The organism is Chromobacterium haemolyticum (genome assembly GCF_002081825.1).
GTDB lineage: Bacteria > Pseudomonadota > Gammaproteobacteria > Burkholderiales > Chromobacteriaceae > Chromobacterium > Chromobacterium fluminis.
Genome location: NZ_MUKU01000008.1, coordinates 1 through 16,555 on the forward strand (window position 1 = coordinate 1; position 16,555 = coordinate 16,555).

Annotated in this window: 12 protein-coding genes; 5 read left to right on the forward strand and 7 right to left on the reverse strand. The window is 64.1% G+C overall.

Annotated elements, in window-relative coordinates; translation table 11 throughout:
* Window positions 1-230: 230 nt before the first annotated feature.
* The 4 genes from B0T39_RS07390 to B0T39_RS07405 form a co-directional block, all read right to left on the reverse strand.
* Window positions 231-575, reverse strand: coding sequence for a fucose-binding lectin II (locus tag B0T39_RS07390; RefSeq protein WP_019102018.1), 345 nt, complete (start codon window positions 573-575; stop codon window positions 231-233).
* Window positions 576-889: 314 nt separating this feature from the next.
* Entirely contained in the window at window positions 890-2,536 is a 1,647-nt protein-coding gene (gene ushA / locus B0T39_RS07395; RefSeq protein ID WP_081545496.1) for a bifunctional UDP-sugar hydrolase/5'-nucleotidase UshA, read from the reverse strand.
* A 127-nt stretch (window positions 2,537-2,663) separates the two neighbouring features.
* Complete coding sequence (locus B0T39_RS07400) at window positions 2,664-4,349, reverse strand: glutamine--tRNA ligase/YqeY domain fusion protein (RefSeq protein ID WP_081545497.1); 1,686 nt, start codon at window positions 4,347-4,349, stop codon at window positions 2,664-2,666.
* A 96-nt stretch (window positions 4,350-4,445) separates the two neighbouring features.
* Window positions 4,446-5,300 (reverse strand): Kdo hydroxylase family protein, encoded by an 855-nt coding sequence (locus tag B0T39_RS07405; protein WP_081545498.1) that lies wholly within the window; start codon window positions 5,298-5,300, stop codon window positions 4,446-4,448.
* Window positions 5,301-5,676: 376 nt separating this feature from the next.
* Here B0T39_RS07405 and B0T39_RS07410 point away from each other — a divergent pair, with 376 nt between their 5' ends.
* From B0T39_RS07410 to B0T39_RS07420, 3 genes are all read left to right on the forward strand, one after another.
* Window positions 5,677-7,965: a YgiQ family radical SAM protein gene (locus tag B0T39_RS07410; protein WP_081545658.1), complete on the forward strand. Its 2,289-nt coding sequence runs from the start codon at window positions 5,677-5,679 to the stop codon at window positions 7,963-7,965.
* Window positions 7,966-8,062: 97 nt separating this feature from the next.
* The gene (locus tag B0T39_RS07415; protein ID WP_081545499.1) at window positions 8,063-9,538 is read left to right on the forward strand and encodes a protein adenylyltransferase SelO; all 1,476 of its coding nucleotides are present in this window, start codon (window positions 8,063-8,065) and stop codon (window positions 9,536-9,538) included.
* A 252-nt stretch (window positions 9,539-9,790) separates the two neighbouring features.
* The gene (locus B0T39_RS07420; protein WP_081545500.1) at window positions 9,791-10,003 is read left to right on the forward strand and encodes a hypothetical protein; all 213 of its coding nucleotides are present in this window, start codon (window positions 9,791-9,793) and stop codon (window positions 10,001-10,003) included.
* 82 nt (window positions 10,004-10,085) lie between these two features.
* On the opposite strand, the gene B0T39_RS07425 is transcribed toward B0T39_RS07420, so the two are convergent.
* Window positions 10,086-10,595, reverse strand: coding sequence for a GNAT family N-acetyltransferase (locus tag B0T39_RS07425; RefSeq protein ID WP_081545501.1), 510 nt, complete (start codon window positions 10,593-10,595; stop codon window positions 10,086-10,088).
* A gap of 183 nt (window positions 10,596-10,778) precedes the next feature.
* Between B0T39_RS07425 and B0T39_RS07430 the strand changes: the two genes are divergently transcribed.
* Complete coding sequence (locus B0T39_RS07430; RefSeq protein ID WP_081545502.1) at window positions 10,779-11,558, forward strand: HAD family hydrolase; 780 nt, start codon at window positions 10,779-10,781, stop codon at window positions 11,556-11,558.
* A 159-nt stretch (window positions 11,559-11,717) separates the two neighbouring features.
* Window positions 11,718-13,064: an HD-GYP domain-containing protein gene (locus B0T39_RS07435; RefSeq protein ID WP_081545503.1), complete on the forward strand. Its 1,347-nt coding sequence runs from the start codon at window positions 11,718-11,720 to the stop codon at window positions 13,062-13,064.
* Between the two features lie 56 nt (window positions 13,065-13,120).
* Here the strand turns inward: B0T39_RS07435 and B0T39_RS07440 are convergent, their stop codons facing one another.
* Both B0T39_RS07440 and uvrA read right to left on the reverse strand, forming a co-directional pair.
* A complete protein-coding gene (locus tag B0T39_RS07440; RefSeq protein WP_081545504.1) occupies window positions 13,121-13,567 on the reverse strand; it encodes a VOC family protein in 447 nt (148 codons plus the stop codon).
* A gap of 141 nt (window positions 13,568-13,708) precedes the next feature.
* Window positions 13,709-16,540 (reverse strand): excinuclease ABC subunit UvrA, encoded by a 2,832-nt coding sequence (gene uvrA / locus B0T39_RS07445; RefSeq protein WP_081545505.1) that lies wholly within the window; start codon window positions 16,538-16,540, stop codon window positions 13,709-13,711.
* Window positions 16,541-16,555 lie beyond the last annotated feature (15 nt).

Genomic DNA, 16,555 nt, shown 5'->3' on the forward strand with positions numbered 1-16,555 from the left:
ATTGAATGTGTTGTGCTTTGCCAGTCTGGCATCAGCAGGTACGTTACCCGCCCAATTGGCGCGCTTACTGGAGCAGTCGAGGCTGTTTGTGCTGCCACCACGCAGACCAGGCCGACATTGCCCGCGAGTCGTGAAGAACAGGGCACACAAATATCCAACGAAAAATGCCAGTCAGCGTTAACTGACTGGCATTACCCGCCAGGGGGCTTTGTTCATCCGCCAGGCGAGCCTTAACCCAGCGGCCAGTTCAATACCACGATCGAATCGTTGTAATCCTGATCCGCGCCGTCTTCCGCGCCCACCAAGGCCAGGTTCAGGCGGTTGGCCAGCACCACCTGGCTGGACACCAGGTCCGATTGCTTGCCGTTCACCGTCACCGCGATCCGCACCGCGCCGGAACCGGAATTGATCACCCGGGTACCCAGGTTGCGGTCGTCCACGCCGCTGCCGCTGAAGGTAGCGCGCGGTTCGTTGTCCACGTACACGGTGATGTTTTGCTGATAAGCCGCATTGGTCAACGCGGTCACGCCGAAGTTGATGCGCGGGGGAAGGGTGAATACGCCTTGTTGTGCCATGATCGTTCTCCTAAGGATTCAAACGTCCAACTCGCGACCGCCGTCATCAGCGGCCGCTGCCTCCATTACCGTAGGCAAGCGCGCCCGCATATTCACCGGACCCAAAGGCCAGCAAGAAAAAACCGCAGCCTGGGCTGCGGTTTGACGCGTATTAGAACGTGTTTACGATCTCGCGAGCTAAGGTGAGACAAGGCGAAAACAGCTGAGAAAGCGGAGTGTACACACGGTACATGAGCATTTCGAAGTTGCACTCACCGAGCCACGTTTCACGACGCGCAGCAGATCGTAAACAGGTTCTTAACGGAAAATCGCGCTTAGTTGCGCGTCACCGCGTCGCCGGGCGCGTAAGCCGCGGCGTCTATGGGCGAATGCGCGGCGATGTATTCGCGCAGCATCTCGGCGTCGACGAAACCGGTGTTGACGTAGCCCGGATGCTTGTTCATCAGCGGGTAGCCGTCGCCGCCGGCGGCGATGAAGCTGTTGATCGCCATCCGGTAAGTCTTGGCCGGATCGATAGCTTGACCGCCGATCAACGCTTGCTGCAACTGGCCGCCGACGATGCGCAGCTTGACGCCGGCAAACTGACCGAAGGCGCCCGCGCCGGGCGTCATGCTCGCGGCGGTCTTCAAGTAGTCCAGCGCCTCCCGGCCGTTCAGGTCCACGTAGGCCAGGGTGCTGCCGAAGGGGAACACCTTCAACACGTCGCGGTAGTTGATCGCGCCTGCCGGCAACGAATCGCGGATGCCGCCGGAGTTGGATACGGCGAAGTCCGCCTTGACCTTGTCCATCATCACCCGGCCGACGAACACGCCCAGATTGGTGGGCTGGCTGCGCACCACGCCGCGGTCGCCGTCCAGCTTGGCGCTGGTCCGGCCCACCGGCACATCCAGCGCCGCCTGGCCCTTGTTCTGATAGCTTTGCAGGAAGTTGCGCAGCTTGCCGTCTTCTTCGATCAGCTGGGTATACGGCACTTTCCGTTCCTTGCCGTCCCCGCCCTTGACGGTTTTTTTCAGATTCACCGGCATCAACTGGTATTTGGAGAGCTTGAGCTTGCCGTTGCGGAACTCGAAATCGGCGCGGCCCACGTATTTGCCCCACTCGTGCGCCTGCACGATCCAGGCGCCGTTCTGACGATCCGGCGCGCAGGGAGCGCCCGGCACGTAGGCGTCGTCGCGCTGATTCTCCGCCTTCATGCACACCGGGTTCTGGCTGTGGCCGCCCACAATCAGGTCCAGCCCCTTCACCGCGCGCGCCATTTCCACATCGCCCGGCGCGTTCACGCCGTGCTGGCCGTCGGTGTAATGGCCCATATGGGTGGCGGCGATGACGATGTCGGCCTTTTGGCGCAACTCCGGCACCAGCATGCCGGCCTCGGCGATCGGGCTGCGGAACTCGATGCCCTTGACCTGCTCCGGGTTCACCATCTTGGCAGTGTCGTCGGTGGTCAGGCCCAGCACCGCCACTCTCACCCCGCCCAGATTGAACATCGCGTAGGGATCGAATAGGCGCTTGCCGTCCTGGTAGATATTGGCGGACAGCATGGGGAAGTTGATCCACTGGCGCTGCTTCATCAGCACCGGCACCGGCTTGTCGAACTCGTGGTTGCCCACCGCCATCGCGTCGTAGCCTATGCGGCTCATGCCGCGGAAGTCCGGCTCCGCGTCCTGCAGATCGGATTCCGGCACCCCGGTGTTGATGTCGCCGCCGGACAGCAGCAGCATATAGCCGCCGTCGGCCTTGACCTCGGCGCGCACTTGATCCACCAGCGTCTTTTGCGCGGCCAGCCCGTATTCGCCGTCGCTATTGGGCCAGAAACGACCGTGGTGGTCGTTGGTGTGCAGGATGGTGATTTTGTAAGTCTTGTCTTCTACGTAATTGCCCTTGCCCGGCGTGGCGGCGCAGGCGGAGAGCAGGCCGGCGGCCAGCAGGGACAGGGCAAGCGGTTTCACGGACAGTTTCATCGTTAATCCTCGTTCTTATGCATGCGGCGGCTTGCGCAAGCCGCAAAAATGGCGGACCCGCGAGCCCGCCATTGCTGGAAGTCATACGCTGGCCGGATACGCAAAGCGCCCAGCCAGGCGCCGGCGCTTATTTGCTCCAGCTGTCCTTCAAGCCCACGGTGCGGTTGAACACCGCCTTGTTGCCGGCCTGGTGGTCGTGGCGGTCGGTGACGAAGTAGCCCAGGCGTTCGAACTGGAAGCGGGACTCCGGTTCGGCCTTCAACACCGCGTCTTCGACGTAGGCGGTGACGACGCTCAGCGATTCGCCGTTCAGGAACTGGCGGAAATCGACATACTCGCCGTCTTCGCCGCGCACCGCGTCCGGACGCGGCTCGGTGAACAGACGCTCGTACCAGCGCACTTCGGCCTGGATCGCGTGTTCGGCGGACACCCAGTGAATCACGCCCTTGACCTTGCGGCCTTCCGGGTTCTTGCCCAGGGTGTCGTGGTCGATCGAACACTTCAGCTCAATGACCTCGCCAGCGGCGTCCTTGACCACTTCCTCGCACTTGATCACGTAGGAGTAGCGCAAGCGCACTTCGCCGCCGGCGGTCAGGCGCTGCCACTTGGGCGGCGGCACCTCGGCGAAATCATCCTGTTCAATCCAGATTTCGCGGGCAATCGGCACTTCTCGCTCGCCGAACTCCGGATGATGCGGATGAAAGGGCGCGCTGCGGCTGGCGGTCACGGCGGCGTCGTAGTTGGTCAACGTCACTTTCAAGGGTTTCACCACCGCCATCACGCGCGGAGAGTCGTTTTCCAGCGTCTCCCGCACCGCGCCTTCCAGCACGCTCATGTCAATGATGTTCTCGCCCTTGGACACGCCGATGCGTTGAGCGAACAGACGGATGCCGGCCGGGCTGAAGCCGCGGCGGCGCATGCCTTCCACCGTGGGCATGCGCGGGTCGTCCCAGCCGCTCACCAGGCCGTCGTGAACCAGCGCCTGCAGCTTGCGCTTGGAAGTCAGCGCGTACAACAGTTCCAGCCGCGAGAACTCGTACTGACGCGGATGGCAGCCGATGCTGATGTTGTCCAGCACCCAGTCGTACAAGGGGCGGTGGTCTTCAAACTCCAACGTGCACAAGGAGTGGGTAATGCCCTCGATGGCGTCGGAAATGCAGTGGGTATAGTCGTACATCGGATAGATGCACCACGCGTCGCCGGTACGGTGATGATGCGCGCGGCGGATGCGGTAGATCACCGGATCGCGCAGGTTCACGTTGCCGGAAGACATGTCTATTTTCAGGCGCAGCGTCTTGCTGCCGTCCGGGAACTCGCCGGCCCGCATGCGGGCGAACAGGTCCAGGTTCTCTTCCACGCCGCGCTCGCGGAACGGGCTGTTCTTGCCCGGCTCGGTCAGGCTGCCGCGGTACTGGCGCATTTCTTCGGCGTTCAGATCGCAGACGAAGGCTTTGCCGCTCTGGATCAACTCCACCGCGTAGCCGTAAAGCTGCTCGAAATAATCGGAGGCGAAACGGACGTTGCCGGCCCAGTGGAAGCCCAGCCACTCCACGCTGTCCTTGATCGACTGCACGAACTCGTCGGACTCTTTCTCCGGATTGGTGTCGTCCATGCGCAGATTGCACTCGCCCTTGTAATCATCGGCCAGGCCGAAGTTCAGGCAAATGGATTTGGCGTGACCGATGTGCAGGTAGCCGTTGGGCTCCGGCGGGAAGCGAGTGACGATGCCGCTGTGCTTGCCGGAAGCCAGGTCCTCGTCAATGATGTTGCGGATGAAATTGCTGACAACCGGCGCGTTGTTTTCCGTGCTCATTGTTTTGTGCAGTGCGATTATGACTAATCGAAGATTGTAACCGATTTCGCCCCGACTGGGAGCGGACCGGCCTCGCCCGCCTCCCGTTTGATCACCTTACACCAAGACCTTGCCCGTCAACTGCTCCAACAGCGCCAGCGGCGACTGTTGCGGCTGCGCCATCTCCGCCACCGGCAACCAGAAAGTCTGCTCCAGCATGAACTGACCGGACATCACCGCGTGAGACGCATGATCGGAGAAACAGACCCAGGCGCAGCCGGGCGGAAACGGCATGGTTTCCTGCGGACATTGGCGCTGGTAATCCAGATCCGCCTTCATCGCGTCGTGCAGATGCAACATGATGTGATCGTAAGCACTGCGCTTGCGCTTGGTGATCTTCAAAGCCGCCAGCAAGGCCGCCGAACCCGGCCATTGCCGCGGCACCCGCGGCAGCATGCGCCGCGCCATATCGGCAAAGGGCTCGCCCACCCGCCACACCCTGGGCTCGCCATGCGGGTTGATGTTGCAGAACACCCGCAGAATGCGTTCGCCGTAATTGGGGCGGGACGGAAACGCGTCCACATGCAGCCGGCTGTCGTCCTTGCGCCAGGACGTCCGGCGGTTCTCCACCCGCATCAACCGCAGGCTGGTGGGCGCAGCGCGCAGCTTGCCCTGATATTCCGGCAACAATCGCGCGGCCAGGTCCGCGGCGGCCCGCTGGTAACGCGAGATCAAGCCGCGCACCTCAGCCTCTCGTGCCGCGCCGCCCGCCACACCATGCAAGGCGCCGTTGTCCGGCTCCAGGCTGATGTTCTTGCGCTTGGGATCGGCGATGGCCGGGTCCAGCAAGCGCTCCTCCTCGGCCTGCAACTTGAAATCGAAACGGGGCAGATACAAAACCTTGCCCTGCTCCAATTCATCCACATAGCGGCCTTGCGCCGCCTCATCCACCAATACGATCTGGCTCGTCATATTGAGCTCCCACCTAATACAATGATTTCCCTCGCGGAAGGAGCGGCGGATATAAGGGACTGGCGCCCAGGCCGGCCCGACTTTACCTGCCTCTCTCCTCCGGCCCCGCCATGGCGGCCGCTCGGCAAGCCGTTTCCGGCCTGGCGAATGGGCCGCTAGGATACGCCTGCGGCAGGGGAATGTCATGCGGGAACCCCGGCGTCCCGTTCCTGCGGCCAGGACGCGCAGCGCCTTGATTTTGATAAGCAAAACCTCCCCTCCGGCAAAACCCTACTGCAACCAAGGCAATTCCCAATAAAAAACAAGCGCTTATTCCACAAGCAAGGCGCAACTATGGCATAATGTCGGGTTGCTCGAACTTCAGTCCATTGCCAGCATGACGACCGCACACGCCGCCAAACCGATCACCTCCTACCGCAAGTACTGGGCCAGCCGCTTCGGCCCCGCCCCGTTCCTGCCGATGACCCGCGCCGAAATGGACCAGCTGGGCTGGGATTCCTGCGACATCATCCTGATCACCGGCGACGGTTATATCGACCACCCCAGCTTCGGCATGGCGCTGGTGGGCCGGCTGCTGGAAGACCAGGGCTTCCGCGTGGGCATCATCTCCCAGCCGGACTGGCACTCCGCGGACGCCTTCCGCGAACTGGGCAAGCCCAATCTGTTCTTCGGCGTCACCGCCGGCAATATGGACTCGATGATCAACCGCTACACCGCGGACCGCCGTCCGCGCTCGGACGACGCCTACACCCCGCACGCCGCGGCCAACAAACGGCCGGACCGCGCCGTCACCGTCTACGCTCAACGCTGCCGCGAGGCCTACCCCGGCGTGGGCGTGATGGTGGGCAGCATTGAGGCCAGCCTGCGCCGCATCGCCCACTACGACTACTGGAGCGAGAAAGTGCGCCCGTCGGTGCTGATCAACTCCAAGGCCGACCTGCTGCTGTACGGCAACGCCGAGCGCGCGTTGGTGGAAGTGGCGCACCGCGCCGCCAGGGGCGAAAAGCTCAGCGAGATCCGCGATGTGCGCGGCACCGCCTTCATCGTGCCGCACGGCTGGCATCCGGACGAAGAATGGCAGGAGATGGATTCCAGCGTGGTGGATCTGCCGGGCAAGGTGGACGCCCACCTCAACCCTTACCAGGAAATCCCGGAACAGGCGGCCGAAGCCACCAAGGACCAGGACCCGTCCAAACCGCAAGTCATCCGCATCGAATCGCGCGAAGAGCGCCTGGCCAAGCGCCGCGCCGAACGCGCCAAGACCGTGATCCGCATTCCGGCCTACGAGGCCGTGGCCCACGACCCGGTGCTGTACGCCCACGCCAGCCGCACCCTGCATCTGGAATCCAACCCCGGCAACGCCCGTGCGCTGGTGCAGATGCACGGCGAGCGCGACGTGTGGCTGACCCCGCCGCCCATTCCGCTCTCCACCGAGGAAATGGACCACGTTTACGGCCTGCCCTACGCCCGCAACCCGCACCCCAGCTACGGCGACGCCAATATCCCGGCCTGGGAAATGATCAAATACTCGGTCAACATCATGCGCGGCTGTTTCGGCGGCTGTACCTTCTGCTCCATCACCGAGCACGAAGGCCGCATCATCCAGAGCCGTTCCGAGGAGTCCATCCTCAAGGAAATCGAGGAAATCCGCGACAAAACCCCGGGCTTCACCGGCCACATCTCGGACCTGGGCGGCCCCACGGCCAATATGTACCGCCTCTCCTGCAAGGACCCGAAGATCGAGCGCTCCTGTAGGAAGCTGTCCTGCGTGTTCCCGGACATCTGTGAAAACCTGAACACCGACCACAGCCACCTGATCCAGCTTTACCGCAAGGCGCGCGCGCTGCCGGGCGTGAAGAAGATCAACATCCAGTCCGGCCTGCGCTACGACCTGGCCGTGCGTTCGCCCGAGTACATCAAGGAATTGGTGCAGCACCATGTAGGCGGCTATCTGAAGATCGCCCCGGAACACACCGAGGACGGTCCGCTGTCCATGATGATGAAACCAGGCATGGGCGCGTACGACAAGTTCAAGGAACTGTTCGAACGCTTCAGCCGCCAGGCCGGCAAGGAACAGTATTTGATCCCCTACTTCATCGCCGCCCACCCCGGCACCAGCGACGAAGACATGATGAACCTGGCGCTGTGGCTGAAGAAGAACAACTTCCGCCTGGATCAGGTGCAAACCTTCACCCCCACGCCGATGGCGATGGCCACCACCATGTGGCACACCCGCCGCAATCCGCTGAAGCGCTTGAGCCGCAGCTCGGAAAAAGTGGACGTGGTGCGCGACGGCTACCGCCGCAAACTGCACAAGGCCTTTCTGCGCTATCACCACCCGGACAACTGGCAGATCCTCCACGACGCGCTGCTCAATATGGGCCGCGGCGACCTGATCGGCCACAGCAAGCACTGCCTGATTCCGCCGACGCCGCCGGGCGACAAGGCCGCCGCCGTGCGCCACCGCATGGGCGCGCCGCTGTCGCGCAACAAGGCCCCAGGCCAGCGCGCCGCCGCCCCCGCCGGACACGGACAGCGCGGCAAGCCCGCGCAGGCCAAAGCCACGGCCAAGCCCGCCGCCGGCAAAGCGCCGGCCGGACGCGGCAAGCCCATGAGCAAACCGGGCGGAAAACCAGCAGGCGCCGGCAAGGGCCGCAGCCGTTAAACCCAGCCGCCCACGGGCGGCTTTTTGCCGGCCGGCGGCCGGGCACTTTGCCCCGCCGCCGGCGTCTCAATCCCATACCCCGCCCAGCGAGCCCGCCATGATCCACATCGACTTCGACCACAGCTACGCCCGCGACCTGCCCGACGCCTGCGCGCCGGTCAAGCCCGACGCCCCGCCCGCGCCGGCCCTGCTGTACTGGAACGCCGCGCTGGCGGAAGAACTGGGCCTGGACAGCGGCCAGGCCGACGCCGCGGAGCTGGCCGCCGCCTTCTCCGGCGCCGCGCTGCCGGCCGGCGCCAAGCCGGTGGCCCAAGCCTATGCCGGCCATCAGTTCGGCGGTCTGTCCCCATCACTGGGCGACGGCCGCGCGCTGCTGCTGGGCGAAGTCATGGACCGCAACGGCCAGCGCCGCGACATCGCCTTCAAGGGCAGCGGCCGCACCCCGTTCTCGCGCCGCGGCGACGGCAAGGCCGCGGTGGGGCCGATGCTGCGCGAACTGATCATAGGCGAAGCCATGCACGCGCTCGCCATCCCCAGCACCCGCGCGCTGGCCGTGGCCGCCACCGGCGAAACCGTCTACCGCGAACAGGCGCTGCCCGGCGCGGTGCTGACCCGCGTCGCCGCCAGCCACCTGCGCGTCGGCACCTTCCAGTACTTCGCCCTCCGCGGCGAGCGCGACATGCTGCGTCGGCTGGCCGATTACACCCTGGCGCGCCACTACCCCGAACTGGCCGACGCCGAACAGCCCTATCTGGCGCTACTGCAAGCGGCGGCGGAACGCCAGGCGGAACTGATCGCCCGCTGGATGCACGCCGGCTTCATCCACGGCGTGATGAACACCGACAATATGGCGCTCAGCGGCGAAACCATAGACTACGGCCCCTGCGCCTTCATGGACGTCCACCACCCGTCCACCGTGTTCAGCTCCATAGACAGCGGCGGCCGCTACGCCTACGGCAACCAGCCGGCCATCGCCCAATGGAATTTGGCCCGGCTGGCGGAAACCCTGCTGCCGCTGCTGGACCCGGACGAACCGAAAAACGCGGTGCCGGCGGCCACCGCCGTCATCGAAGGCTTCACCGAGCGCTACCAGGCCCACTGGCTGCAACAGGCGCGCCGCAAGCTGGGCCTGAACCAGGCTCAGGACATCGACCAGGAACTGGCCGAAGACTGGCTGGCGCTGCTGGCGCGCCAGGACGCCGACCACACTCTGGCCTGGCGCCGGCTGGCCGACGCCGCCGAAGGCCAAGACCAAACACTGACCCAGCTCTTCAACGACCCCGCCGCCGCCGAACCGTGGCTGGCGCGCTGGCGCCAGCGGCTGGACGCCGAACCGCAAGCCGCCGCCGAACGCGCCGCCGCGCTGCGCCAGGCCAACCCGCTCTACATCCCGCGCAACCACCTGGTGGAAGAAGCGCTGGCCGCCGCCAGCGACCACGGCGACATGGGTCCGACGCTGGCGCTGCTGGACGTGTTGCGCCAGCCCCTCACCGAACGCGCCGGCCTGGAGCGCTACACGCTGCCGGCCGCGCCGGAAGTGGCACAGGGATATCGGACCTTCTGCGGTACCTAAGCATTTCCTGACGCGGCAAGGGCAAGCCAGGCGGCTTGCCCTTGTCATGCGTTCACGCCACATCCTTCTAGCCCTGGCTCAAAACGGCCGACACTGCCCCGCGGCATTGACCGTCCTCTAGCACGCTGCTAGATTCGCCATGGTGCTGAACACACCTGTCAGGCGAAACCCGCGCTCGTCAGTCGCGGCTTCTCAGTCCTATTCCGAACGCACCGTTAAAGTGACCCCGGAACGGCATGTCAGGCGTTCATCATGGATAAACATTCCATCCCCGCTGCCCCTCTCTCCAAACTAGAAACCGCGGACGCGCTGGCCAACGGCCTGGAAGCGCTGGATTTGCCGCGCCCGGATCTGGCGCAGCTTAAGGGCCTGTGTCTGGCGGCCGCCTGGATTGCCGACAAGTCCCATAATTATCTGGAGGCAATGTGGCAGGAGGAGACCCGTAGCGGGACCATGCGGTTCTGAACCGGCCGCTGAACGGAAAAGGCGCAAGGCTTGATGCCTTGCGCCTTGCAATTGGCCACTCTTGCAGACTGCTCAACAGCCTTCAAGCCAGCCGTATCTCCATCACATCGTCGTCCATCACAAAGCCGTTGCCAATATCGAACACCGCCTGCTCCCGCAAGGTAAAACCACGCTGCTTATACACCGCGATGGCGCCGGCGTTGTGCTTGTTCACCGTCAAGACCAGGGTATGGCAGCCGCGCTGCCGCGCCGCCTGTTCCACTGCGTCCAGCATATAAGCGCCCAGGCCGCGGCCGCGCGTCTCCGCCAATAAATACAGCTGCTCCAGCTTCATCTCCCCCGGCGTCGCCGTCAGCGCGTAGCTGCAATAGCCCACCGCCCGGCCATCCAGCTTCAATAGCCCAAACCAGCGATCCGGCGCGTCCAGATAGGCGGACAGCTTTTCCGGTACATAACGGCCGGCCAGCATGTATTCGATCTGCTCGCGGCTGATCATGCTGATGAAATGCTGGTGCCAAATCTCGTCGGCCAGCTTGGCCAAGGTGGGAAAATCGGCGGCGGTTAACGGTTCCAGGCAAATGTTTTGGCTCATGCGCGGCACTCTCCAGTTTTCATAGGGTCACTCACTGACAATGCGGACAAATGCCGGTATTCACAAGTCCAAGGCCCGCCAGTTTGGCGCGGCCGTTTCACCCAACCCAACAAGACAGTTGGAATACAAACATCATAAAATGGCGGCCCTTGCCAGCCGCCCACCTTCCCGTAGCGAGACCCCATGCACTTCATCTTCGATATCGACGGCACCCTTTGCTTCAACGGCAGAACCATCAGCCCGGCCATCCAGGACGCGCTGGACAGCCTGCGCCGGCACGGCCACCAGCTCGGCTTCGCCTCCGCCCGTCCCTACCGCGACATCCTGCCCTTGCTGGACACCCGCTTTCACGACACGCTGATCATCGGCGCCAACGGCGCGATGAGCCATCAGCAAGGCCAGCTGCGCCGGCTGACCCCCATCCCGGACCCGGTGTTCGCCGACATCACCCAACTGGCGCAGCGCTTTGCCGCGTCCTACCTGGTGGACCTGTGCTGGGACTACCACTACAGCGGCGACGCCAGCCATCCCTTCCTCAGCAAGGTGGACCCCGGCAAGCTGGCCAAGCGCGTCGGCGCCGAACACATCCGCCAGCCGGCCAAATTGCTGATCACCGCCTGCGCCGACGTCCCCGGCCTGCACCGGGAACTGGACGCCCACGCCGGTGTGGAACTGCACCACCACTCCGACGAACAGATCTTCGACATCACCGCCACCGGCGTTAGCAAGATGGCGGCGCTGCGCCAATGCGGCATCGCCGCCGAGGAACTGATCTGCTTCGGCAACGACAACAACGACGTCAGCATGTTCCTGGAGGCTGGCCACTCGGTGCAGGTGGGCTCCCATCCGCGGCTAGCCGAGCTGGCCAGCGAGCGGCTGCCGCTGGGCCAGGACATCGAAGCGCGGCTGGTGGACACCATCTCGCGGCTGAGCCGCGAGCGCGCGCCGGCGCGGCGGGATTGAAAAAACGCGCTCCGCCGAGGATAAAGAAGGTAAGAGCCGCTCACAAAACGCCTGACGTCGCGTTGTACCGACTTGCCTCAGGTGCTCTGCGCAATTTTGTGAGCGGCTCCAAATAGGTTCCCGCAGTCTCCCTGCCCGCCTCAACCCCGTGGAGCGCCCATGGCCGCCACCTTGAAGCTGTCCGAACTGATCAGCTCGCTCAGCTACGCGCTGGACATCACCGAAGGCCAGCCCGAGGGCCACTGCATCCGCAGCTGCTGGATAGGCATGCATATCGGCCAATACATCGATCTGCCGCCGCAGCGGCTATGGGATTTGTACTACGCCATCCTGCTCAAGGACCTGGGCTGCAGCAGCAACGCGGCGCGCATTTGCGAGCTGTACCAAACCGACGACCGCAGCTTCAAACAAGACTTCAAGCAAGTGGGCGCCAGCCTGCCGCAAATGCTGGGCTTCGTATTCAAGAACACCGGCACCCACAGCGCGGGCTGGACGCGGCGCGCGGCCTCCGTGCTCAAAGTGCTGCGCCACGGCCGGGCGATGGCGGACGAACTGATCAACACCCGCTGCCACCGCGGCGCCGACATCGCCCGCCAGCTGCGCTTCAATGAAAACGTGGCGCGCGGCATCCAATCGCTAGACGAACACTGGGACGGCTCCGGCCGGCCGCTGGGCCTGCGCGGCGACGCCATTCCGCTGAACTCCCGCATCGCCCTGCTGGCCCAGGTGATAGACGTGTTCCACATCACCCACGGCCGCCAGGCGGCGCTGGACCAAGCCTTGCGCCGCGCCGGCGGCTGGTTCGATCCGGAACTGGTGGCCGCCTTCCGTCGGGTGAGCGCCAGGCCGGACTTCTGGCGGCAGCTGGAAGCCGACGACATCGACCAGGCAGTGCTGCGACTGGAGCCGGCCCAATGCGCGGTGCCGCTCGACGAGGACTATCTGGACGAGATCGCCGAGGGTTTTGGCCAGGTGGTGGATTCCAAAAGCCCGTTCACCGCCGGCCACAGCCAAAGAGTGGGCCATTACGCAGACCAGATCGCCGCGGAGCTGGAACTGGGCCAGGCGCGGCGGCGCTGGCTGAAACGCGGCGCGCTCCTGCACGACGTGGGCAAGCTGGGCGTCAGCAACACCATATTGGACAAGCCCGGCAAGCTGGAGGCGGACGAATGGGAGGCGGTCAAACGCCACGCCGGCTACACCGAGGCCATCCTGGGCCGCATCGAACACTTCGCCGAACTGGCCTGGGTGGCCGGCGCCCACCACGAGCGCCCGGACGGCGGCGGCTACCCGCGTGGCCTGTCCGGAGACGCCATCGCGCTGGAAACCCGCATCATCACCGCCGCGGACATCTTCGACGCCATCAACGCGGAACGCCCCTACCACCCGGCCACCCCCGCGCCGCAAACCCTGGACATCATGCGCCAGCATCTGGGCAGCGCCATCGACCCCGCCTGCTTCGCCGCGCTGGAACAAGTGCTGCGCCAGGAAGGCGCCTTGTCTTAAGCGCATGAAAAAACCGCCGGCGCGAAGCCGGCGGTTTTAGTGGCGATCAGCGGTTTTCACTCCAACTGCTCGTTCAGTTTGAGCTTGCCCACCAGCCAGGTGTGATCGTAGCTGACGATCTCGAACGGGTTGCCGAAAGGGTCGACGAAGGACAGCGAGCAGAAGAAGCGATGGTCGCGCACGGAATCCCGAGCTATGGTCTGGCCGTCGCGATTGGTGACGCGTTCGCCGGCCAGCTGGTCTATCCACTCCAGAAAATCCTGGCCGCTCACCACAAAGGCGATGTCGCCCTGATGGTTGGCCGCCCCGCTCTTGTCTTCGCTTACCGCCAGGCGCACCGCCCCGTTGGCGTTGGCCAGCATTACCGCTCCGTGCGGGCCTTCGCGCATGTGCTTATAGCGCGGGTCCGGGGCCATGGCCAGCACGCGCTGATACCATTTCAGGGCCTTGGGCACGTCAGTCACACGAATGTGGATGTGATCGATCTTGCCTAAAGTCAGCATGACTTCCTCATATTGTTTTTGATGCGATGGCCCTTGGGCGACGCGCCGTCCAGCTGGGCGGCGACGCTGTTCGCCCCTTGCCGCCGCCGGTATTTCTTTATAACAGCAAGCTGTCTATCCGCGCATTGTACTTGATTGCCATCAGGCTTGCTCGCGCTGCAACAAGGGCTGCAAATAGCGCCCGGTATGGCTGACCGGATTGGCCGCCACTTGTTCCGGCGTGCCGGTGGCGATGATCTGGCCGCCGCCGGCGCCGCCTTCCGGCCCTAGGTCGATTAGCCAGTCCGCGGTTTTGACCACGTCCAGATTGTGCTCGATCACCACCACGGTGTTGCCGCTTTCACGTAGGCGGTGCAGTACTTGCAACAGCAGATCGATGTCATGGAAATGCAGGCCGGTGGTGGGTTCGTCCAGAATGTACAAGGTGCGGCCGGTGTCGCGCTTGGACAACTCCAGCCCCAGCTTGACGCGCTGGGCCTCGCCGCCGGACAGGGTGGTGGCGCTTTGCCCCAGCCGGATGTAGCCCAGGCCCACTTCCATCAGGGTGCGCAGCTTGCGCGCCACGGTGGGCACCACGCTGAAGAACTCCAGCGCCTGCTCCACCGTCATTTCCAGCACTTCGTGGATGTTCTTGCCCTTGTATTGCACTTCCAGGGTTTCGCGGTTGTAGCGCTTGCCGTGGCAAACGTCGCAGGGCACGTAGACATCGGGCAAGAAGTGCATTTCCACCTTGATCATGCCGTCGCCCTGGCAGGCTTCGCAGCGGCCGCCTTTGACGTTGAAGGAGAAGCGGCCCGGGCCATAACCGCGCTCGCGCGACAGCGGCACGCCGGCGAACAGCTCGCGGATGGGGGTGAACAAGCCGGTGTAGGTGGCCGGGTTGGAGCGCGGGGTGCGGCCGATCGGGCTTTGGTCGACGTTGATCACCTTGTCCAGCTGCTTCAGGCCCTGGATGTCCTGGTAGGCGGCCGGCTCTTCGCTGGCGCCGTTGAGCTCGCTCGCGGTGATCTTGTACAGGGTGTCGTTGATCAGCGTGGATTTGCCGGAGCCGGACACGCCGGTAATGCACACCAACATGCCCAGCGGCAGTTCCAGGGTGACGTTCTTGAGGTTGTTGCCGCTGGCGCCGATCAGACGCAGCATGCGCTCCGGGTCCACCTCGCGGCGCTCTCCGCCCAGCGCGATGCGGCGGCGGCCGGACAAGTAGTCGCCGGTGATGGAATGGCCGCAAGCGGCCACTTCGGCCGGGGTGCCGGCGACCAGCACTTCGCCGCCGTGCTCGCCTGCGCCCGGCCCCATGTCCACCAGATAGTCCGCGGCGCGGATGGCGTCTTCGTCGTGCTCGACCACGATTACGCTATTGCCCAGATCGCGCAGCCGCATCAAGGTGGCCAGCAGGCGGTCGTTGTCGCGCTGATGCAGGCCGATGGACGGCTCGTCCAGCACGTACATCACGCCGGTGAGGCCGGAGCCGATCTGGCTGGCCAGACGAATGCGCTGCGCCTCCCCGCCGGACAGGGTGTCCGCGGAGCGGGACAGATTGAGGTAGTCCAAGCCCACATTATTGAGGAAGGACACCCGCTCGCTGATTTCCTTGACGATTTTTTCCGCCACCGCCTGCTTCTGACCGCTGAACGCCAGTTGGGCGAAGAAGAGCGCGGTGTCCTTCAGCGGCATCTGGTTGATCTCGTACAGGGTCTTGTCGCCGATGAAAACGTGGCGCGCTTCCAGACGCAAGCGCGAGCCCTGGCAATGCGGGCAAGGCTGGTTGTTCTGGTACTTGGCCAGTTCTTCGCGCACCGCCGAGGAATCGGTTTCGCGGTAGCGCCGCTCCAGATTGGGGATGATGCCCTCAAACGGGTGCGCGCGGCTGAACTTGGTGCCCTTCTCCGACATATAGCTGAATTCGATGCTGTCGCGGCCGGAGCCGTGCAGCACCACATTGCGCACTTTTTCCGGCAGGTCTTCAAAGGCGAGCTCCGCCACGGAGAAGCCGTAATGCTCGCCCAGCGACATCAGCATCTGAAAATAGAACTGGTTGCGCTTGTCCCAACCCTTGATCGCGCCGGCGGCCAGGCTCAATTCCGGATGCGCCACCACGCGGCGCGGATCGAAGAAAGTAATTTCACCCAGGCCGTCGCACTTGGGGCAGGCGCCCATCGGGTTGTTGAAGGAGAACAGCCGCGGCTCCAGTTCCGGCAGGCTGTAGGAACACACCGGGCAGGCGAACTTGGCGGAGAACCAATGCTCTTCGCCCTTATCCATTTCCACGGCGATGGCGCGGCCTTCGGCGTGGCGCAGCGCGGTTTCGAAACTTTCCGCCAGCCGCTGCTTCATGTCTTCGCGCACCTTCAGGCGGTCTATCACCACTTCGATGGTGTGCTTCTTGTTCTTGTCCAGCTTCGGCACGGCGTCGATTTCAAACACTTCGCCGTCCACGCGCACCCGCACAAAGCCCTGGGCGCGCAGGTCTTCAAACAGATCAAGATTCTCGCCCTTGCGGCCGACGATGACCGGGGCCAGGATCATCACCCGGCTTTCCTCCGGCAGCGCCAGCACATGGTCCACCATCTGACTGACGGTTTGCGAAGACAGCGGCACGCCGTGCTCCGGGCAGTGCGGCTCGCCCACCCGCGCGTACAGCAGGCGCAAGTAGTCGTGAATTTCGGTGACGGTACCGACGGTGGAGCGCGGATTGTGGCTGGTGGCCTTCTGTTCGATGGAGATCGCCGGAGACAGGCCTTCAATCAGGTCCACGTCCGGTTTTTCCATCAATTGCAGGAACTGGCGCGCATAGGCGGACAGGCTTTCCACGTAGCGGCGCTGACCTTCCGCGTACAGGGTGTCGAAGGCCAGCGAGGATTTGCCGGAGCCGGACAAACCGGTAATCACGATCAATTGGTGGCGGGGCAAATCCAGGTTGATGTTCTTCAGATTGTGCGTGCGTGCGCCGCGAATGCGAATGCTGTCCATATTGGAGCGTAACTC